Origin of the sequence: Lampropedia cohaerens (assembly GCF_001005215.1) — a bacterium.
Taxonomy (GTDB): Bacteria; Pseudomonadota; Gammaproteobacteria; order Burkholderiales; family Burkholderiaceae_C; genus Lampropedia; species Lampropedia cohaerens.
Map to the genome: position 1 here is coordinate 48,119 of NZ_LBNQ01000032.1, position 20,707 is coordinate 68,825.

General features: G+C 66.1%; 18 protein-coding genes and 1 pseudogene. 9 read left to right on the top strand and 10 right to left on the bottom strand.

From position 1 onward, the window contains the following. Nucleotides 1-3 precede the first annotated feature (3 nt). Complete coding sequence (locus AAV94_RS10160; protein ID WP_046742207.1) at nucleotides 4-774, bottom strand: SDR family NAD(P)-dependent oxidoreductase; 771 nt, start codon at nucleotides 772-774, stop codon at nucleotides 4-6. A gap of 37 nt (nucleotides 775-811) precedes the next feature. Next, nucleotides 812-1,612, bottom strand: a complete 801-nt coding sequence (gene trpC, locus AAV94_RS10165; RefSeq protein WP_046742208.1) for an indole-3-glycerol phosphate synthase TrpC — start codon at nucleotides 1,610-1,612, stop codon at nucleotides 812-814. 191 nt (nucleotides 1,613-1,803) lie between these two features. Between trpC and AAV94_RS10170 the strand changes: the two genes are divergently transcribed. After that, nucleotides 1,804-2,676: an META domain-containing protein gene (locus tag AAV94_RS10170; RefSeq protein ID WP_052755010.1), complete on the top strand. Its 873-nt coding sequence runs from the start codon at nucleotides 1,804-1,806 to the stop codon at nucleotides 2,674-2,676. Nucleotides 2,677-2,724: 48 nt separating this feature from the next. Continuing rightward, nucleotides 2,725-3,615: a fructose bisphosphate aldolase gene (locus tag AAV94_RS10175; RefSeq protein ID WP_046742209.1), complete on the top strand. Its 891-nt coding sequence runs from the start codon at nucleotides 2,725-2,727 to the stop codon at nucleotides 3,613-3,615. Between the two features lie 61 nt (nucleotides 3,616-3,676). Here AAV94_RS10175 and AAV94_RS10180 read toward each other — a convergent pair whose 3' ends face one another. Then, entirely contained in the window at nucleotides 3,677-4,438 is a 762-nt protein-coding gene (locus AAV94_RS10180; RefSeq protein WP_046742246.1) for a LytR/AlgR family response regulator transcription factor, read from the bottom strand. A 17-nt stretch (nucleotides 4,439-4,455) separates the two neighbouring features. Further along, on the bottom strand, nucleotides 4,456-5,568 hold the full coding sequence (locus AAV94_RS10185) for a sensor histidine kinase (RefSeq protein WP_046742210.1): 1,113 nt from the start codon (nucleotides 5,566-5,568) through the stop codon (nucleotides 4,456-4,458). 111 nt (nucleotides 5,569-5,679) lie between these two features. On the opposite strand from AAV94_RS10185, the gene argH reads away from it, so the two are divergent. The 5 genes from argH (at nucleotide 5,680) to AAV94_RS10210 (ending at nucleotide 11,744) form a co-directional block, all read left to right on the top strand. After that, nucleotides 5,680-7,170, top strand: coding sequence for an argininosuccinate lyase (gene argH, locus AAV94_RS10190; protein ID WP_046742211.1), 1,491 nt, complete (start codon nucleotides 5,680-5,682; stop codon nucleotides 7,168-7,170). A gap of 36 nt (nucleotides 7,171-7,206) precedes the next feature. After that, entirely contained in the window at nucleotides 7,207-7,698 is a 492-nt protein-coding gene (locus AAV94_RS15095; RefSeq protein ID WP_046742212.1) for a hypothetical protein, read from the top strand. Nucleotides 7,699-7,769: 71 nt separating this feature from the next. Continuing rightward, nucleotides 7,770-8,903 (top strand): ABC transporter ATP-binding protein, encoded by a 1,134-nt coding sequence (locus AAV94_RS10200; protein ID WP_046742213.1) that lies wholly within the window; start codon nucleotides 7,770-7,772, stop codon nucleotides 8,901-8,903. A 59-nt stretch (nucleotides 8,904-8,962) separates the two neighbouring features. After that, the gene (locus AAV94_RS10205; protein ID WP_046742214.1) at nucleotides 8,963-9,934 is read left to right on the top strand and encodes an ABC transporter substrate-binding protein; all 972 of its coding nucleotides are present in this window, start codon (nucleotides 8,963-8,965) and stop codon (nucleotides 9,932-9,934) included. Nucleotides 9,935-10,070: 136 nt separating this feature from the next. Then, nucleotides 10,071-11,744 (top strand): ABC transporter permease, encoded by a 1,674-nt coding sequence (locus AAV94_RS10210; protein ID WP_046742215.1) that lies wholly within the window; start codon nucleotides 10,071-10,073, stop codon nucleotides 11,742-11,744. Nucleotides 11,745-11,762: 18 nt separating this feature from the next. Here the strand turns inward: AAV94_RS10210 and pdxT are convergent, their stop codons facing one another. After that, nucleotides 11,763-12,350: a pyridoxal 5'-phosphate synthase glutaminase subunit PdxT gene (pdxT, locus tag AAV94_RS10215; RefSeq protein ID WP_046742216.1), complete on the bottom strand. Its 588-nt coding sequence runs from the start codon at nucleotides 12,348-12,350 to the stop codon at nucleotides 11,763-11,765. Between the two features lies 1 nt (nucleotide 12,351). Further along, a complete protein-coding gene (pdxS, locus tag AAV94_RS10220; RefSeq protein WP_046742247.1) occupies nucleotides 12,352-13,296 on the bottom strand; it encodes a pyridoxal 5'-phosphate synthase lyase subunit PdxS in 945 nt (314 codons plus the stop codon). A 154-nt stretch (nucleotides 13,297-13,450) separates the two neighbouring features. On the opposite strand from pdxS, the gene AAV94_RS10225 reads away from it, so the two are divergent. Then, on the top strand, nucleotides 13,451-14,893 hold the full coding sequence (locus AAV94_RS10225) for an aminotransferase-like domain-containing protein (RefSeq protein WP_046742217.1): 1,443 nt from the start codon (nucleotides 13,451-13,453) through the stop codon (nucleotides 14,891-14,893). A 114-nt stretch (nucleotides 14,894-15,007) separates the two neighbouring features. Further along, entirely contained in the window at nucleotides 15,008-17,011 is a 2,004-nt protein-coding gene (locus AAV94_RS10230; RefSeq protein WP_046742248.1) for a choice-of-anchor I family protein, read from the top strand. Nucleotides 17,012-17,144: 133 nt separating this feature from the next. Here AAV94_RS10230 and ribD read toward each other — a convergent pair whose 3' ends face one another. The 4 genes and pseudogenes from ribD to AAV94_RS10250 form a co-directional block, all read right to left on the bottom strand. Next, nucleotides 17,145-18,296 carry a bifunctional diaminohydroxyphosphoribosylaminopyrimidine deaminase/5-amino-6-(5-phosphoribosylamino)uracil reductase RibD gene (gene ribD, locus AAV94_RS10235; protein ID WP_046742218.1) on the bottom strand — a complete coding sequence of 384 codons (1,152 nt, stop codon included), beginning with the start codon at nucleotides 18,294-18,296 and terminating at the stop codon, nucleotides 17,145-17,147. 27 nt (nucleotides 18,297-18,323) lie between these two features. Next, entirely contained in the window at nucleotides 18,324-19,265 is a 942-nt protein-coding gene (locus AAV94_RS10240) for a ParB/RepB/Spo0J family partition protein (RefSeq protein WP_046742219.1), read from the bottom strand. 24 nt (nucleotides 19,266-19,289) lie between these two features. Next, complete coding sequence (locus AAV94_RS10245; RefSeq protein ID WP_046742220.1) at nucleotides 19,290-19,841, bottom strand: RBBP9/YdeN family alpha/beta hydrolase; 552 nt, start codon at nucleotides 19,839-19,841, stop codon at nucleotides 19,290-19,292. Nucleotides 19,842-19,945: 104 nt separating this feature from the next. Beyond that, a pseudogene (locus AAV94_RS10250) lies at nucleotides 19,946-20,701 on the bottom strand (ParA family protein); the annotation flags it as partial. Nucleotides 20,702-20,707: the final 6 nt, after the last annotated feature.

A 20,707-nucleotide genomic window follows, 5' to 3' on the forward strand; every position in this document is an offset into this window, starting at 1 on the left:
GGCTCAGCCCGCCTTGCGATGCACCAGAAACGGCGACCAGGCCTGCTGCGTCGGCATCACCTCCAGCCGGTTGATGCACATGTGTGGCGGCAACGTGGCAATGTAGAAGATCTGCTCAGCAATGTCCTCGGCCTGCAGGGCATTGGCGCCGCGATACAACTGCTCGGACGCAGCCTGGTCACCGCGTGTGCGCACCAATGTGAACTCGGTTTCGGCCATGCCGGGCGCCAGATCCGTCACGCGCACGCCGGTAGCCACCAGGTCACAGCGGAGGTTGTACGAAAACTGCTTGACGAAGGCCTTGGTGGCACCATAGACGTGGCTGCCAGGATAGGGCCAGCTGCCTGCAACCGAGCCGATGTTGACGATACTGGCGCCAGCGCCGGTGTCGATCAGCTGCGGCAGCAGCGCATGCGTGACGTTGACCAGACCCTTGACATTGGTGTCAATCATGGTGTGCCAGTCCGCCAGCTCCACCTCCTGCGCCGGCACGGGCGCCAGCGCCAGGCCGGCATTGTTGACCAGCACGGTAATGGGCCGCATCGACGCGGGCAGCGCCGCCACGACGGCGGCTACGGCGTCGGCATCGCGCACATCCAGTGCCGCCACATGGACGGGCACCAGATCCTGCAGCTCCTGCTGCAAGGCCTGCAAGCGCTCCAGACGCCGGCCTGTTAGCACCAGTGACCAGCCGGCGGCGGCGAATCGTCGAGCGGTGGCGCGCCCGAACCCGGACGTGGCGCCGGTAATGAAGACCACTTTGTTTGCACTCATATAACAATCACCTGTTGGACAAGAAAAGTGCCACCAATCAGCCAAACAGCGCCGCCAGCGCCTCACCGGGTTCGGCAGCGCGCATGAAGGCCTCGCCGACCAGAAAGGCATGAATGCCGGCCTCGCGCAGCACGCGCACATCCTCGCGTGTGGCAATGCCCGATTCGGTCACCAGCAGGCGATCGGCCGGTACTTCTTTCTGCAGGGCAAGCGTGGTTTCCAGCCGCGTCTCGAAGGTGCGCAGGTTGCGGTTGTTGATGCCCACCAGCGGCGTTTTCAGGCGCAGCGCGCGCTCCAGCTCGGCTTCGTCGTGCACTTCGACCAGCACCGCCATGTCCAGCGCATGGGCAATGGCTTCCAGTTCCGCCATCAGGCCATCTTCCAGTGCCGCGACGATCAGCAGCACGGCATCGGCCCCCATCGCCCGCGATTCGTAAATGTGGTAGGGGTCGATCATGAAGTCCTTGCGCAGCACCGGCAGGGCCACACTGGCGCGGGCCTGCTTGAGGTAGTCGACACTGCCGTGGAAGAACTGCCGGTCCGTGAGCACCGAAAGACACGCTGCGCTGGTCCTGCCATCGCCCCAGGCGTAGCTCTGCGCGATATCGGCTGGGATGAAATCCTCGCGCAGCAAGCCCTTGCTGGGACTGGCCTTCTTGACCTCGGCGATCACGCCCGCCTGTCCGGCAGCGATCTTCTGGCGCAACGCGCCCTCGAAATCGCGCGTCAGCACACGGCTTTCGGCATCGGCGCGCACGACTTCAAGCGGCAGGCGCTTTTTTGCAGCGGCAATCTCCTCCTGCTTGACGGCGATGATTTTTTCGAGAATGTCCGACATGATCGCTAGGCCCCATGTAATGCAATATGGCTTATTGGGCCGCGCCAGGCGCAGCCTGCCATGGATGCAACAAACTTGGCATTATCCACTGCCCGCGCTGCTTGCACGCGGGAGCCTGCTGCCATTGCAGCCTACCGAAGGCGCCAAAGCGGTGTACATCGCCTGCATGCGCTTTCGACAATCGCTCCACTATGCTGAAACACACAACGTTTGGATACCTGAATCTCGCCCTGGCCTGTGGCCTGCTGGCTGCCTGCAACGCGGCGCCAACCAGTCAGGTCGCGTCAGCGCCCGCCGCGCAGGCCGCGTTCGCACAAACCGTCGGCGGCACTGCTGCCCAGCCATCCATGAACAGCACCGATCCTGAACACCTGCTGCGGGCTTATCACTGGCAGCTGCGAAGTGCCAGCGGCCCCGATCAGGCCTGGTTCGACACCGTGGCACCGGCCCTGCCCGCGCCGGTCGAGCTGACGTTCGATGGTCAGCGGCTGACCGTCAGCGGCCTGTGCAACCACATGGGTGCCGGCTATGACTGGGATGGCGAGACCACCCTGCACGTGGGCATGGCCATGGCCACCAAGCGCGCCTGCTCGGACACGGCTCTGATGCAGGCCGAGGACGCTGTGGGTCGCCAGCTGTCAAATGCCACCGGCCTGGCGCTAACGGCCCCGGTAGGCGACACTGCACCTCTTCTCACACTGCACTTTGCGGATGGCAGCGCCTGGCAGCTGCAGGGCAGGCCGACCGATGCCACGCGCTTTGGCAGCGCACCCCAGCGGGTATTTCTGGAGGTCGCTCCCGATACCGTGGCGTGCACTCAGCACGGCCAGCCCAGCCAATGTCTGCAGGTACGCAGCGTGGACTTTGACGATGCCGGCCTGCGCCGGGCTGAAGGCCCCTGGCAGGTCTACCCTGGCACCATCGAGGGCTACGCCCACACGCCGGGCGAGTGGACGGTGCTGCGCATCAACCGCTACACACCGGCCCGGGTCAGCAGTGCCCAGCCCGCGGTGGTCGATGTGCTGGACATGGTCGTCAGCCGACAGATGGCGCAGCCCCGATAGAATCGGTGCATTCCACATTACTGACCCCTTCCAAGGAGATTCCGCCACATGTCCACCACCGAACAACGCGATCGCATCGCCAGCGGCCTGGGCTTCATCGCCGCGCTGGACCAGAGCGGCGGCAGCACGCCCAAGGCCCTCAAGCTCTACGGCATCGAGGAGTCGGCCTACAGCAATGAAGCCGAAATGTTCGACCTGGTCCACCAGATGCGCACGCGCATCGTCAGCAGCCCCGCGTTTGACGGCCGGCGCGTGCTTGGTGCCATCCTGTTCGAGATGACGCTGGATCGCGACTTCAACGGCAAGGAAGCGGCCCGTTTCCTCTGGGAAGACAAGCAGGTCGTGCCATTTCTCAAGATCGACAAGGGCCTGCAGGATGAGGCCGATGGCGTGCAGCTCATGAAGCCGATTCCGGGCCTGGCCGACTTGCTGGCGCGCGCCAAGGCCAAGGGCGTATTCGGCACCAAGGAGCGCTCGGTCATCAAGGCCAACAACGCCGCCGGCATCGCCGCCGTGCTGGATCAGCAGTTCGAGCTGGCGCAGCAGGTGCTGGAAGCCGGGCTTGTTCCGATCATTGAACCCGAGGTCGACATCAAGGCTGCGGACAAGCAGGCCATTGAGGCAGAACTGAAGAAGGGCCTGCTGGCGCGGCTGGACAAGGTCAGCGCCGAGACGCCGGTGATGCTCAAGCTCACCTTGCCGGAGGTGGACGGCTTCTTCGACGAGTTGGTGGCCCACCCCAGCGTGCTCAAAGTCGTGGCGCTGTCGGGCGGCTACAGCCGCGACGAGGCCAATGCCCGGCTGGCCCGCAACAAGGGCGTGATTGCCAGCTTCAGCCGCGCCCTCACCGAAGGCCTGTCGGCGCAGCAAAGCGATGAGGAATTCAACCGGGTGCTGGAAGCCTCGATCGAATCAATCTACCGCGCTTCGATCACCTGATCACCGCGCCTCAGTTCTGATTCATGAATGCAGCCGCGCCGGCCATGCCGCGCGGCTTTTTTCATGCCACGCTGCTCCCCCGCAGCTGCGCGCGCACCGTGGCCAGCATGCGGCGCGCCACCGGCACGGTTTCGGTGGTTCCCGCCAGCGTCAGACTCCAACATTCGCCGTCCTGCGGCGCAAGGCTGCGCACTAGGCCCCGCATGGCGCCGCGCGCTACCAGCGCACTGCGGTGCACACGCAGGAAATGTTGTGGAAAACGCTGCTGCAGCCCGTTCAACGATTCATCCAGCAGGTACTGTCGGGAAGCTGTGACCACCGTGACGTACTTGAGTTCGGCACGGCAGCACAGCACCTCCTGAATCGGTACGCGTACGGTGCGATGGCGGTCCTGGATGCATAGAAAGTCCTCCTGCGGCGGCTGCGCTGCAACCGCCTGAGCGGCCATGGCCGCGTCAGGGCGCAGCTGCATGGCGCGGCGCAGCGCCTGGCGCAGGCGCTCCAGTCGCACCGGCTTGGTCAGGTAGTCGGCCGCCTGCAGGTCAAAAGCCTCTGCGGCGAACTCGGCATGCGCGGTGACGAACACGACCACCGGCGCGCCCTTGCCGGCCTGCAGCGCGCGGGCCCATTCGATGCCGCTGGTGCCTGGCATCTGGATGTCCAGCAGCATCAAGTCCACCTGCGCGGCCTTGAAGTGCTGCTGCGCCGCCGCAACAGAGGCGGCCTCCTGCACCACGCAGGGAAATTCAGATAAGGACTCCAGCAGAAAACGCAGCCGTTGGCGCGCCAGTGCTTCATCGTCAACAATCAGAACATGCAGCATCTTGATCAATCTCGCGGCTACTCGGCATCATGGCCACGCAGCGGCCGCGCCGGAATGGTCAGTACGACCTCATAACGGCCCTCGCGCACGCGCGTCCTGAAGTCCGCCTGCACATCGTGCATCAGCTGCAGGCGGGCACGCACGTTGGCCAGCGCCATGCCGTTGCCGGCGCGGCGGGCCGCCGCCTGCAGCTGCCGGGGCGATGGCACGGTATTGCTGATGATCACGCGCACCTGGTCACCCCGCCGACGCACCAGCACGTGGATGTCGCCGCCTTCGACACTGGGCTCCACGCCATGCTTGACGGCATTTTCCACCAGCGGCTGTAGCAGCAGAGGGGGCACACTGGCCACAAGTGCTGCGTCGTCGACACTGAAGGCTGCGCGCAGGCGCGGGCCAAAGCGCATGGCCTCGATGCGCAGGTACTGGCGTGCCAGGGCAATTTCGCGCTCCAGGCTCGAGATGCTTGCTGCATCCTTGAGCGCATGGTGGAACAGGTCGCTCAGGTCCTCCAGCATGCGCTCGGCCGCGTCCGGGTCCTGCCGCACCAGCGCAATGGCGCTGTTGAGTGTGTTGAACAGAAAGTGCGGCCGGATGCGCGACTGCAGTTCGGCCAGCCTGGCCACCGTGGCCGCAGGCTGGCTGGCGCGCTGCCGCAGGATGAGCACGCTGGTCAGCAACGCCGCGGCGGCCATGCCGGTCAAGCCCGCTGCCAGCCAGTTGAGCGGCCCTGGCGGTTGCAACGCAAGTGCGCTGTATAGCGCGTGCCCCAGCAGTCCGCACAGCCAGCCAGTGACCAGCACTGCGCCCCATTGCACGGAGCGGGCCTGACGGTCCAGCCAGCCCTTGAGCACGCAACACAGCAGCAGCCACAGCAAGGTCGGCGGCAGCACCACTCCCACCAGCTGGGCAAACTCGCCAAGCCATGCTGCTGCGCTGCCTGCGCCAAACAGTGCCAGCAGGGCTGCGGGCACGAGCATCAGTGCCAGGGCGCGCAGCACCACCCCGGTGTGGCAGGCGTCGAACAGCAGCCGCGAACGCGGGCGCATCTGCACCAGCGCAGCGGGCAACGCGCGTGCCGCCGCAGGTCTTGCTTCGCGGCGTGTCGATAAACCTTCCTCCGGTCGCATGGTGGTTCCGCCTGTCTATGGCTGTGCGCCGGGACCACCCCCGCGCACTAGAATGCCCGCTTGCGGCGCGCCGCGCGGCTTCTCCCTGTCCAATTCATTATCCCGACTTCCATGTCCGATCCCAAACAAGTCCAGCCGTCTGCCAACCAGCTTGCCAGCAAGAGCGAGGGCTGGTCGGCCTTGTTCGCCGAGCCAATGAGCGAGCTGGTCAAGCGCTACACCGCCAGCGTGTTCTTCGACCAGCGGCTGTGGCGCGCCGACATCGCTGGCAGCCGCGCCCACGCCAGGATGCTGCACAAGGTGGGCCTTCTCTCGGCCGAGGACGAGGCGGCCATCCAGCGCGGGCTCGACCAGATCGCCAGCGAGATTGAGTCCGGCCAGTTTGCCTGGCAGCTCGATCTGGAAGATGTGCACCTGAACATCGAGGCGCGTCTGACCGCGCTGGTGGGCGACGCCGGCAAGCGCCTGCACACGGGCCGCAGCCGCAACGACCAGGTGGCCACCGACGTGCGGCTGTGGCTGCGCGACGAGATCGACGGCATCAGCGCACTGCTGCAGGATGTGCAGCGCGCCCTGCTGCGCGTGGCCGAGCAGAATGTGGAAGTAATCCTGCCGGGCTTCACGCACCTGCAGGTCGCGCAGCCGGTCAGCTTTGCCCACCACCTGCTGGCCTATGTGGAGATGTTCCAGCGCGACGGCGAGCGCCTGGCCGATGTGCGCCGCCGCACCAACACGCTGCCGCTGGGCGCCGCCGCTTTGGCAGGCACCAGCTATCCGCTTGATCGCGCCTTCGTGGCTCGCGCGCTGGGCATGGTCGATGCCGAAGGCAACCCGCAGATCTGCCAGAACAGCCTGGATGCCGTCAGCGACCGCGACTTCGCCATTGAGTTCTCCGCCGCTGCCGCGCTCATCATGGTGCACGTCAGTCGCCTCTCGGAAGAGCTGATCGTCTGGATGAGCCAGAACTTCGGCTTCATCCGCATTGCCGACCGCTTCACCACCGGCTCGTCCATCATGCCGCAGAAGAAAAACCCGGACGTGCCCGAACTTGCACGCGGCAAGACCGGACGCGTGGTCGGTCACCTGATGGCGCTCATCACCCTGATGAAGGGCCAGCCGCTGGCCTACAACAAGGACAACCAGGAGGACAAGGAGCCGCTGTTCGACACCGTCGACACCCTGCGCGATACCCTGCGCATCTTTGCCGAGATGATCGGTGGCCAGCGCAACCCGCAGACCGGCGCGTTCGAAGGCGGCATTACCGTCAATGCCGAGGCCATGCGCCGGGCCGCGCAGCGCGGCTACGCCACCGCCACCGATCTGGCCGACTACCTCGTCAAGAAAGGCCTGCCGTTCCGTGACGCGCACGAAACCGTGGCCCTGGCTGTGCGCATTGCCATCGAGCGCGGCGTGGATCTGAGCGCACTGCCACTTGAAGAACTGCAGCGGTTCAACCCTGCGATCGAAGCCGACGTGTTCGATGCCCTCAGCCTGGAAGGCGCGCTCAACGCCCGCAATACCCTGGGCGGCACCGCGCCGGCACAGATCCGCACGCAGATTGCGCGGCATCGCGCGCGCCTGGGACTGACGGCTGCGGACTGAGCGCGAACTTTTCCTCTGCCAGCCACTCCATCGCCTATGCCTGCCCACACCCGAGTCCTCCGCAACCTGTCGCTGCCCGGGCACGTGCCCGCACTACTGGCGCTTTCCGCCTGCGTCCTGCTGACAGCCTGCGCCAGTCCGTATGCGGGCGTCACCGTGCCGATAGGCCCTGTCGGCGTGGGCGTGGGTGTTGGCAGCGGCGGCGTCTCCGTCGGTGCGGGTGTGGGCGCTGGTCCAGTGGGCGTGGGCGTTGGTGTCAACCAGCGCGGCCAGGTGCACGGCTCTGCCGGCGTGGGCGCATCGACCCGCATCGGCGGCAGTGGTGCCCGTGCTGGCGTGGGTGTGGGCGGCAGCACGGTGCTGTACGATCCGGCAAACGGGGAGCAGCAAACGGCCCCGGTGCCGGTACAGCAAGGCACGGTGGCGCCTGCAGCAGCACCGCAATCAGCCAACACGACATCCCCCAAGCGCTGGCGCAATGCCGATGGCGAAGTGGTGCAGGACTGCGCCGTTCGTGGGCGCTGCTGAGGACCTTCTGACACGCCGCGCGGCCCTTGTCATGAATTTGCCTTATTGGGCGCCTAGCATGCGCGCCCATCATGCAAGAGTCTTTCCATCGCCCGCAGGGTGTGGCCGTTTCGGCGCAAGCGCTGCAACAGCGCTTTGGCAGCTTTCACGCCCTCAAGGGCATTGACCTCGAACTGGCGCCAGGACGCGTACTGGCGCTGCTGGGACCATCGGGCTGCGGGAAGTCCACGCTGCTGAAGATTCTCGCCGGGCTGAACCAGCCCAGCGGCGGCGCGCTGTACTTCGATGGCAAGCAGGTTGCCAGCCCGCAGGCGTGCACGCCCCCGCAGCAGCGCCGACTGGGCATGGTATTTCAGGATTACGCGCTGTGGCCGCACATGACCGTAGCCGGCAACGTCGGGTTTGCGCTGCGCATGCAGGGGCTGGCCCGCGCGCAGGTGCAAGCGCGCGTGGACCGGGCACTGGCGCAGGTAGGCCTTGCCGGCATGGGCCATCGCCAGCCTGCCGAGCTGTCGGGCGGGCAGCAGCAGCGCGTGGCACTGGCGCGCGCCATCGTGGCGCAGCCGGCGCTGCTGCTGTTCGATGAGCCGCTCTCGAATCTGGACCGCGATCTGCGCGAGAGTCTGTGCAGCGAGATCGGCCTGCTGCTGCGCGAGATCGGCACCACCGCCGTCTACGTCACCCACGACCACGAGGAAGCCTGCACCCTGGCCGATGAGGTGGCGGTGATGTTCAGCGGGCGCATCGGGCAGTGTGCCAGCCCGCAGCAGCTCTGGGGTCAGCCTGCCAATGCGGAGGTAGCGCGCTTTCTCAAGCTCGGCGCCGTGTTGCCGGCATGGCGCGAAGGCCGCGTGGTGCGTCTTCAAACGGACACCGATGCTGCCGCGACGATGCAGGTCACGCTGCCCGAGGCCAACATGGCGGCAGCCTCGGGCCCAAGCCACCAGGGGCAGCTGCTGGTGCCGGACAGCGCCATCGCCCTGCAGCAAGCGGGGGCGACCGCGACTGGAGACGCTCCCACGCTGACCGCCCATATCGCCGCCCAGCAGTACCGCAGCGGCCGCTGGCGCACCGCCATTGCGTTGCCCGGTGGCGAACAACTGCACACCTGGTGCCGCGAGCGGCTGCCGCTGCACGCGCGTGTGGCCGTGCGCGTCGATGCGACGCAGCTGCGCTGGTTCGACGCCGCACCTGCCGCCGCGTGATGGCGCAGGTGCACCCCCTTCGCCCGATTCTTCCCACACGACAACCTCAAGGACTTCCTATGCAATCCTGTCTTTCTCCCCTGCTGCGCGGCCTGCTGGCCGCCGGACTTCTGGCGGCCTCGCACGCGGGTTTTGCCCTGACCGTCTATACCGCCGGGCCGGCCAAGCTGGCGCAGGAGCTGGCTGCCGGCTTCGAGGCGCAAAGCGGCGTCAAGGTCGAGGTGTTTCAGGGCACGACCGGCAAGGTCATGGCCCGCTTGGAAGCGGAAGCGGCCAATCCGCAGGCTGACGTGGTGATCTCCGCCTCGTGGGACAGCGCCATTGATCTGGATGCCCGCGGCTGGCTGCTGCCCTATGAAAGCCCGAACGCCGCGCAGGTTCCTGCGCTGTACAAGGCGCCGAACTACGTCGCGCAGGGCCTGTCGGCACTGGCCATTGCCTGGAATCCGGCCAGCGGCACGCCGCGCCCGACGGACTGGGCCGACCTGGCCACGGCCCCTTTTGCCAACCTAGTGAACATGCCCGACCCGGCACAGTCCGGCACCGCACTGGAGCTGCTTTCGGGCCTGGCCAATGCGCAGGGTGATGCGGCGTGGCAGTTGTTTGCATCGCTCAAGGACAACGGCATGAACCTCGCCGGTGCCAATGCGCAAGCGCTCAACCCGGTGCTCCAGGGCGCCAAGGCCGCCGTGTTCGGCGCCGTCGACTACATCACCTACGGCGCGCAGGCCAAGGGCGAGCAGGTCGAGATCATTTTCCCGGCCAGCGGCACCGTCGTGGCGGCCCGACCGATGATGATCCTCAAGTCCTCGTCCAGACAGGACGAAGCCAAGCAGTTCATCGACTACGTACTCTCCGACGAGGGGCAACAAGCGGTGGCCAGGACCTATCTGATTCCTGCCCGGGCGGACGTGGAGGCCAAGCGCCCCAAGCTGGCCGACATCGCCACACTGCCCCCCGCGGATGCGCAGGAGCGCGCCGGGCGTGAGGCGCTGCTGCAGCGCTTCGGCGCGCTGTTTGAGCGCAAGTAAGCCGGGCATTCTCCCGCCTTGCTCCACAGCAAGGCGCAGATGACACCCTTGTCTGGACCTGCAGGCCACCCCGGCCTGCCACCGGGAGCCCGCACGCGCGGGTTCCTGCGTTTTTCTCCTTTCTCACGCCCTTTCCATGCGCGCCTCTCGCCTTCTGATACCGCTGTGCACGGCCTCCCTTGGCCTGCTGGTGGCCGTGCCATTGCTGTTCATCCTGCTGCAGGCGGTGTTTCCACAGCTGGCGCAAGGCTCGCTGGCGGCGCCACTGTCACATCTGAGCGCCACACTGGGCGATCCGGTGTTGCTGGAGCTGACGGGCAACACGCTGGCACTGGGCGTGGCGGTGGTGCTGGTCAGCGCGCTGATCGGTGTGCCGCTTGGCGTGCTGCGCGGCCTGTTTCAGGTGCCGTTTGCACGCATGTGGGATCTGCTGCTGCTCGTGCCCTTCATGGTGCCACCCTACATCGCCGCGATGGGCTGGATTTTGCTGCTGCAGCCTGGCGGCTATGCGCAGCAGATACTGGGCATTCACCTCGGCCCGTTGTTGTTTTCGTTTGCCGGTGTCGTGCTGGTGATGGCGCTCAACCTTTTTCCGGCCGTGTATTTCGCCGTCTCGCGCGCGGTGGCCAGCAGTGGCTCGCGACTGGCGGACGTGGCGCAGATCTTTGGCGCCAGCCGCTGGCGTGCCTTTGTCTGGGTCACTCTGCCTCTGGCGCTGCCGGCGCTGGGTGCAAGCCTGCTGCTGGTGTTCGCCTCGACCATCGAGGAGTACGGCACGCCGGCAGTGCTGGCGTCCAACGCGGGCTTTTTCGTACTTGTCACTGGCATTGAGCGGCGCTTTTCCGACTGGCCAGTCGATCTGCCCGGTGCAGCACTGCTGTCGGTCATCCTGATGGGGCTGGCCATGACGGCCTGGCTGGCGCAACGCTGGCTGACCAGTGGGCGCGACTATGCCACCAGTACCGGCAAACCCACCGATGTGGCACCACGGCCGCTGGGCGCATGGCGCTGGCCGGTCTTGCTGTTGTTTGCCACGGTCGTGGCCTCGGCCACGCTGGCGCCACTGTTCTCCGTCGCTGCGACGGCATTCACCGGCACGCTGTCGGGCGGACTGTCGCCTGACAACCTCTCGCTGCGGCACTTTGAGGCCCTGTTCTCGCAAGGCTCGGAAGCACTCTCTGCGCTGGCCTTCAGCTTCTCGCTGGCAACGGCTGCGGCCCTGCTGACCGGCATGCTCGGTGCGCTGATTGCCTACACCGTGCTGCGCGTGCCGGGCCGCGCCACCGCCGTGCTCGACGCCATGACCATGCTGCCCAACGCAATGCCCGGCATCGTGGTCGCCGTGGGGCTGATTCTGGCGTGGAACCAGCCCTGGCTGCCGATCACGCCATACAACACCTGGGTGCTGCTGCTGATGGCCTACGCCTGTCTGCTGCTGCCCTACCCGCTGCGCTATGCGCACGCGGCGCTGCGCCAGCTCGGCCAGAATCTGGAGGCATGCGCCTTTGTCCACGGCGTGAGCTTTACGCGCACGCTGCGGCATGTGGTGCTGCCGCTGGTAGCACCAGCGGTGGCGGCAGCGATGCTGCTGGTGTTTGCGATTGCCTCACGCGAGCTGGTGGCCTCGCTGCTGCTGGCACCCGTAGGCACGCAAACGGTCTCGCTGTTCATCTGGCGCCAGTTCGATCAGGGCTCGATCGGCCAGGGCATGGCCATGAGCCTGGTCACCATTGCGTTGACCTGCGCGCTGGTGGCCATGGCCCACGGGCTGAACGCGTGGGCGGGGCGGCGGCGGTCGCTGCGCGCCTAACCAGGCCGCCCCGTGCAGTCAGCGGCGTGCAGCGTCTGCCACCGCATCCAACAGCAGCTGGTGCACGCGCGTGTCGCTACTCAGCTCGGGATGAAAGGCACAGCCGATCGTCTGGCCCTGGCGCACCAGCACGGGTGTGCCATCACTGTATGCCAGCACCTGCACCACGGGGTCGCACTGCACGATGCGCGGCGCGCGGATGAACACCATCTCCATCGGGCCGCCCGGCAGGATCGTGGTGGCCTGACGGATGTGCGAATCGCGCTGGCGGCCATAGGCGTTGCGCTGCACCGTGACCGCCAGCGCGCCCAGGCCGGGCTGCGCGGGCTGCACCTGCTGCGCCAGCAGGATCAGACCAGCGCAGGTGCCAAGGCACGGCCGCGTCGCCACGAATGCCTGCAAGTCCTGCCAAAACGTGCCCTGCTGCAGGAAATGCAGCAGGGTGGTGGATTCGCCGCCCGGCAGCACCAGCGCGTCAAGGCCCTGCAAATCCTGCGGCTGGCGCACCCGCCGCGTGGCCACGCCCATGCCCTGCAACATGCGGTGATGTGCGTCGTAGGCACCCTGCAGTGCCAGCACGCCGACAACGGTGTGCGCAGCAGCCATTTCAATCCCCACGCGATTGCAGCAGCGCCGTAGGCTCCAGCGAGGCCACGGCCAGGCCCTGCATGGCCGAATCACTGTCGGCACAGCATTCGGCCAGGATGGCCGCGTCATCAAAATGCGTGCAAGCCCGCACGATGGCCCGCGCGCGGCGCTCGGCCTGCTCGGGCGTGGCAAAGGTCTGCCCGTCGTTCATGAAGATGCCCGAGCCGACGAAGATGGCCTGCGCGCCCAGTTGCCGCATCAGCGCCGCATCGGCGGGTGTGGCGATGCCGCCCGCGGAGAAGTTGGGCACGGGCAACGCACCGGTTTGCGCCACCTGCCGCACCAGCTCCAGCGGCACGCGCAGATCGCGCGCGGCCACATACAGTTCGTCCTCGCGCAGGGCCATCAGCGCGCGGATGTCGGCCATGATCTGGCGCATGTGCTTGACGGCATGCACCACGTCGCCCGTGCCGGCCTCGCCCTTGGTGCGGATCATGGCCGCGCCCTCGGCAATGCGGCGCAGCGCCTCGCCCAGATTGCGCGCACCGCACACGAACGGCGTCTGGAACTGCTGCTTGTCGATGTGGTGCACTTCATCGGCAGGGGTCAGCACTTCGCTCTCGTCGATGAAGTCCACGCCCAGCTGGGCCAGCACCTGCGCCTCGGCAAAGTGCCCGATGCGCGCCTTGGCCATGACGGGAATCGACACCGTCGCCATGATCTCCCGGATCAGTTTCGGATTGGCCATGCGCGCCACACCGCCCTGCGCGCGAATCTGCGCCGGCACGCGCTCCAAGGCCATCACGGCGCAAGCACCCGCGGATTCAGCAATGCGCGCCTGCTCGGCGGTGCAGACATCCATGATGACACCGCCTTTGAGCATCTCAGCCAGGCCGATCTTCAGGCGTTGAGACTCGTCAAGGGCCAGGTGGCTGGAAGCGGAAGATGCAGTCGGGAGAGGCATGGCGTTGTGTTTGGGATAAATGCTCAACAAGCCGCACATGCTAGGCAGGCCTCGACGCCCGCAACAGATACAGTTGCAGTACGATTTGCACAAACCGTACTGATGACTTTGGCAGTACGGGTCCACCGTCCCGTTCCACACGCTTCGCTCGCTCATGCACCGCCCGCCTCGCGCTGCGCCGCACGCCACCCCTGCCCTCACCCGCGTCGAGGCCGTCATGCGCGACATCCGCCAGCGCATCGAAAACCGCAGCCTGTGCGCGGGCAAGCGCCTGCCGTCGATCCGCGCGCAGGCCGAGGCGCTGGGCGTGTCGCGCTCGACGGTGGTGGAAGCCTATGCGCGCCTGGCTGCGCAAGGACTGATCGAGTCACGCCCCGGCTCGGGCTATTACGTGGGCCGTCAGCTCACACCCTTCAATGTCGCCGAGGTGCAGCCAGCCGGTACCGCCAGCAGCGATCCGGTCTGGGTCACGCGCCAGTCGCTGCTGGCCGATGCCAACAGCCTCAAGCCCGGCTGCGGCTGGCTACCCGAAAGCTGGATGCCGGAGCAGGGCATCCGCCGCGCGCTGCGCACGCTCTCGCGCCAGCCGCTGGCGCCACTGACGGGCTATGGCACACCACAAGGCTCGCCGCAGTTGCGCCAGCTGCTCTCGCACCGCCTTGCCGAGCGTGGTGTGCAGGTGCCACCCGCACAGCTCATGCTGACGGAATCGGGCACGCAGGCGGTCGATCTGTTGTGCCGATTCCTGCTGCAGCCGGGCGATACCGTACTGGTGGATGACCCGTGTTATTTCAGCTTCCAAGCGATGCTGCGCGCGCACCGCGCCAAGGTAGTCAGCGTGCCCTACACGCCACACGGACCGGATGTGGCCGCCATGGCGCAGTGCCTGGCCGAGCACCGCCCACGCCTGTACATCACCAATGCCGCGCTGCACAACCCCACCGGCGCCAGTCTCAGCCTGGCGGTGGCCCACCAGGTACTGTCGCTGGCGGCGCAGCATGATTTGACCATCATCGAGGACGACGTGTTCGCCGACTTCGAGCACCACCCCGCCCCTCGGCTGGCCGCGCTGGATGGGCTGCAACGGGTGATCTATGTCGGCAGCTTTTCCAAGACCCTGTCGGCCTCGGTGCGGCTGGGCCACATTGCCACACGCGCCGACTGGATTGGTCAGCTGGTCGATCTGCGACTGGCAACGTCTTTCGAAGCCGGCCACTTTTCGGCCGAACTGCTGCACACGCTGCTGGCAAGTGGCACCTACCAGCGCCACATGAACGGCGTGCGCACGCGTCTGGCCGAAGCCATGGGCATGGTGCTTGAGCGCCTGCAGTCACTGGGTATCACGCCCTGGTACCGCCCGCATGCCGGCATGTTCGTCTGGTGTCGGCTGCCCGAGGGCGTGGATGCGGTGCAGCTGGCCGACCACGCACTGCATACGCATGGCCTGCTGCTGGCGCCCGGCAATGCCTTCAGCCTGTCGCAAAATGCGGCGCGCTATATGCGCTTCAACGTCGCGCAAAGCCTCTCACCCGCCATTTTCGAGGCGCTGGCGCGCAGCCTGCAGGCCTGCGCCAGTCCCAGCGTTCCAGCACCCTAGCTCGCTGGCCGACCGCGACGGCCGTGCCAGGAACCTGCACTAGACAGCCAATGTCACGAAGCTTTCATGGCCGGAGATTACAACCCAGGCTTTTTGACCATCCTGGGATCCGTGATGCCGACGACTCACCTTTTTCCCCACGCAAGCATGCTGCGCCTGACCTTGGTCGCAGCGGCCGTATCCATTGCACTGACTGCCTGTGGTGGCGGCGATGACGACGAAGGCATCGTGCCGCCACCACCCGTAGTGAATCCGGGCGACAACGACAATGGCGGAGGCAGCGAACCCGCACCGCAACCGCCTGCCGAGGTCACCCCTGGCACCGTGGAACTGGAGCTGATTGGTCGCTATGCCTCGGGCGTGTTTGGCAAGAGCGCAGCGGAAATTCCTGCCTTCGATGCGGCGTCCAAGCGTGCCTTCATCGTCAACTCGGATGCGGGCGCGCTGGACGTGCTGGATCTCAGCGACCCGTCCAATCCCCGCCGGATCGACACGCTGCATTCCGAAGCCATTCTGGCTGGCTCATCGGTCAACAGCGTTGCATCGCACAACGGCCTGGTGGCCATTGCCATCGAAGCTGCCAACAAGACCGACAAGGGTCACGTGGCGCTGTATCAGGCAGCCGATCTGCAACTGCTGGGCCAGGTCGAGGTCGGCGCCCTGCCGGACAACCTGGTCTTCACGCCGGATGGCAACACATTGCTTGTGGCCAACGAGGGCGAGCCCAGTGATGATTACCAGATCGACCCTGAGGGGTCCGTGACCGTGATTGACATCCGCGTGCCAACCAGCCTCAGCGCCCGCACGGCCGGCTTCTCGCACTTCAACAGTCAGGCCGATGCCCTGCGCGCCAAGGGCGTGCGCATCTTTGGCCCCAACGCCACGGTCGCGCAGGACGTAGAGCCGGAATACATCGCGGTTTCAGCCGACAGCAGCACCGCCTGGGTCGCATTGCAGGAAAACAATGCACTGGCCAAGCTCGACATTGCCAGCGCCACGATCACGGACATCCTGCCGCTGGGCTACAAGGACCACGGCAACCCCAGAAATGCCATCGACGTTTCCGATGGTGACGGCGATGCGGAGCTGATCGAAGTCGATATCAAGCCATGGCCTGGCCTGGTTGGCATGTACATGCCCGACGGCATTGCCACCTACACCGCACCGGATGGCAAGACCTACATCATCACCGCCAACGAGGGTGACGCCCGTGCCTGGGGCGAGGAGGATGCTGACTACATCGCCGGCGATGCTTCCAAGGGTTTCGTCGAGCAATGGCGCGTCAAGCATCTGGTGCACAAGAACGGCTTTGACCGCCGCGCCGGCGACGACCTGCCGCCACAGCTACGTGCACTGGCAGCCGGCGCTCTGCTCAACCCCGAAGTCTTCGCCTACTGCGGCGCCACGCCTGGCGACCCCGGCGACTGCCGCGATGACACGGAACTGGGCCGGCTGACCGTCACCTGGACCGAAGGCTATCGCAAGGATGCCACGGGCAACCCGGTGATGTTCAATGCGCAAGGCCAGGAAGATCCGAACGGTGACCGCCTGATGTACGACCAGCTGTACGCCTTCGGCGCGCGCTCCATCGCGATCTGGGACGAGAACGTCGAGCTGATCTGGGAATCCGGCGCGCAGTTCGAGCGCTTCATCGCCAACCAGATTCCGACCCGCAATGGCAAGTGGTGCACGCTGTTCAACGGCGATAAGCAGGTCGACTGCGTAACGTTCTTCAACGCCAACCACGAGGAAGGCGCCAGCCTGGACAACCGCAGCGACAACAAGGGGCCGGAGCCCGAAGGCGTGACCGTCGGCGTCATCGGCGAGAAGACGTTTGCCTTCGTCGGTCTGGAGCGCTTCGGCGGTGTGATGGTGTACGACGTCACCAACCCGCGCAACCCCACGCTGGAAGACTACATCAACACCCGCACCGACTGGACCACGGCGGATCTAGACGCGTTGGATTGGCCCACTGAAGGCGATGCCGTCGGCGATCTGGGGCCGGAAGGTCTGGTTTTCGTGCCTGCACAGGATTCGCCCAATGGAGAACCACTGCTGCTGGTCGGCAACGAGGTCAGCGGCACGACCAGCATCTTCAAGCTCAACCTGCAAGACTGACATCACCCTGTCACGCTGCCACAGGCAGCGTGGCCAACAGACCGCGCCATATGTTCAACGCATGGCGCGGTTTTTTCTCTTTGACGCGCTGCTGGCGAGTCAACGCACCGAATGAGAGGATCGTAAACAGGTTCTAAACACTGGCCTTCGATGCCACACGCAGGCACAGATCGTCCCCTACCCGATACTGCGCCAGCCAGATGCCGGCGTTGGCGTCCGCGAGGGCGCGCAATGGCGAAATCCGTTGCGCCATGGGCCGTCCACCGCCCAGCATTTTGGGTGCCAGGTAAACCAGCCATTCATCCACCAGCCCCTGTGCCAAAAGACCACCATTGAGCGCGGCACCCGCCTCGACATGGACCTCATTGACAGCGCCCGGCAAGGCCTCCAACAACGCCTGCAGCACCTGCGCCAAATCCAGCCCGTGCGCGCAGGGCGCAATGGGCAGAAGGCGAGCGCCCAGTGCCTGCAGCGCGCGCTTGCGTGCAGCCAGCGCCTGCGCATTCTGCGCATCCAAGCCTGCCTCGGACTGGTGTGCGATCAGCACCTGCCGGCGCGCGACCTGCCACAGCCTGGCATCAGGCGGCGTGCGCAGCAGGCTGTCGACGATGGCCAGATGCGGCTGACGTACGCAATCAGGCAGCCGCACATTCAGCAGGGGGTCATCCGCCAGCACCGTGCCGATGCCGGTCAGCACCACATCGGCACGCAGGCGCCAGCGCTGGCCGTCTGTACGTGCGGCTTCGCCGGTGATCCACTGGCTCTGCCCATCCAGCAAGGCGGTATGGCCGTCCAACGATGCCGCGACCTTGGCCCGCACCCAGGGCTGGCCGGTTTCCATGCGCTTGAGAAAGCCAAGGTTCAGATCCCGCGCGGCCATTTCGCCATCGCCCACCTCCACCGTAATACCGGCCGCACGCAGGCGGGCAAACCCCTGCCCCGCCACCTTGGGGTTGGGATCGGTCAGCGCCGCAACCACCTTGCCAATGCCCGCCGCGGCCAGCGCATCACAGCATGGCGGGGTGTGCCCAAAGTGCGCACAGGGCTCCAGCGTGACGTAGGCGGTGGCGCCACGCACCCCATGCCCTCGGGCCTGGGCATCGCGCAGGGCCATCACCTCGGCATGCGGCCCGCCGACAGGCTGCGTATGGCCTTCCCCAAGCACCTGGCCGTGCGCATCGACGATCACACAGCCCACGGCGGGATTCGGGTTGGCCACACCCACGGCCTTGGCCGCCAGCGCCAGACTGCGCTGCATCCAGGGCGAAACGCCTTTTTCAGACATGGGTGAGAAGATGGTCTGCGGGCATCGTCAGAACTCCTGCTGACCCTTGATGCGTTCGATCACTCCGTTGAGCGCTTCCATGGAGGCAAACGGAATGCGGACTTCGCCAGATTCCTGCACCACGCCGTTCTTTCTGGTGCGCTTGCGGATCTGGATGTCGACCTGCGCCAGCAGCAGGTCCGAGAGGATTTCCTCGACTCGGCGCACATCGGCGCTTTTGCGCGCAGCCGTCTTCTTGGCTTCGGCACCCGCCTTGCCTTGGGCCACCCGCTTGACCAGCTGCTCAGCCTCGCGCACGGTCAGCTTCTTGGCAGCGATCTCGTGGCCAGCGGTGATCTGCTGGGCTTTCTCCAGACTCAGCAGCGCGCGGGCGTGCCCCATCTCGATGTCACCGGCCATCAGCAGGGTCTGCACCGGCTCGGCCAGGTTGAGCAGGCGCAGCAGATTGCTGGCGGCGCTGCGCGAACGCCCCACAGCCTGCGCGGCCTGCTCGTGCGTCAGGCCAAACTCCTGCACCAGCCGCTGCAGCCCGCGCGCTTCCTCCAGCGGGTTGAGATCCTCGCGCTGCATGTTCTCGATCAGCGCCATGGCCGCAGCGGCATGGTCATCGACCTCGCGCACCAGCACCGGCACCACCGCCAGCCCCGCCAGCTTGCTGGCACGGTAGCGGCGCTCGCCGGCAATGATTTCGTAGCGGCCTGCTTGCTCACCCCGCTGCAACGGGCGCACAAGCAGCGGCTGCATGACGCCCTGCTTCTTGATGCTTTCGGCCAGCTCGTACAGCGCGCCTTCGTCCATGTGGGTGCGCGGCTGGTATTGCCCCGGCACCAGATCTTCCAGCGCCAGCTCGCGCGGCGTGCCGTGTGTCTTTGCAAACGCCGACTCGGTCTCGGCCACTTCCGTGGCGGCCGGGCCAAGCAGCGCTTCGAGGCCGCGGCCCAGCCCCTTGGGCGATTTTTTGGTTGCCATGGATTCTTTCCTTCGCGTCGTCAATCAGCACTGCGCCAGCAGTTGCAGCAGCAGCTGGTGGCCCTCTGGCCAGTCGCCCAGGCCACTGTCGGCATTGATATGGCCTGCCGGCCCCAGGTTATGAAAGGTGCTGCCCCAGCACGTTGCCATCCATTGGGCCCGCTGCAGCGTGCAGAATGCGTCGTCGGTGCTGGCCACCACCAGGCTGGCAAAAGGCAGCTGCCGCGCGGCAATGGGCTGCCAGGTCGGCAAGACTTCGCGGCAGTAGGGACTCTCCGTATCTGGAGGTGCCACCAGCATGGCTGCGTGCACACGCTGCGTGTTTTGGCTGTACATGGCCCAGCGCGCCACCAGTTGGCAGCCCAGACTATGCGCCACCAGCACGATGGGCCTGGTCGGGTCGGCCGCCAGCACCGCCTCTTCCAGCTGGATCTGCCAGTCGCCACTTCTGGGATGCAGCCAGTCGTGCTGCTGCACGCGCTGGTAGCCGTAGAGGGCTTCCCAGCGACTTTGCCAATGCTGCGGGCCAGAGTTACGCCAGCCGGGCAACGTCAATACAGTCGGTATCGGATGCATGGCACACCTTACGTCGCCGACGAGCGCTTGAACAGCCCCAGCGGCACATCACTGGCCGATGCGGCCGGCGCGACGGTGGGCGGTGGGGGCAGCTTGCCGCCATTGCGCAGGATCAGCTCGCCAGCAAAGGTCACGAACGCCCTGCTGCCCTTGGCTGCTGGGTCATAGACCACGCCGGGCTGGCCATGGCTGGGCGCCTCGGCCAGCCGCACATTGCGGGGAATGATGGTATCGAACACCTTGTCGCCAAAATGCTGCTTGAGCTGCTCACTGACCTGCTGCTGCAGCGTCACGCGGGTATCGAACATGACGCGCAGGATGCCGATGATCTTGAGATGCCTGTTCAGGTTGGCATGCACCTGCTTGATGGTGTTGACCAAATCGGTCAAGCCCTCAAGCGCATAGTACTCGCACAGCATCGGCACGATCACACCGTCTGCCACACACAGGCCATTGAGCGTCAGCAGGCCGAGCGAGGGCGGACAGTCGATCAGCACGAAATCATAATCATCCTGTACCGCCTGCAAGGCATCGGAGAGGCGCCGCTCACGGCGCTCCAGCCCCACCAGCTCCACTTCTGCGCCAGCCAGATCACGGTTCGCACCCAGTACATCGAACGGCGCGGCAGGCGAGCGGGCAATGGTCTGACGGACATCGGCCTCGCCCAGCAGCACGTCGTAGATCGACGCTTCCAGTGCACGCTTGTCGACACCACACCCCATGGTGGCATTGCCCTGCGGGTCCAGATCGATCAGCAGCACGCGCTGCTGCAGGCTCGCCAGCCCCGCCGCGAGGTTGACAGCGGTGGTCGTCTTGCCCACGCCGCCCTTCTGGTTGGCTATGCAGTAGATTTTCGCCATTGCTGT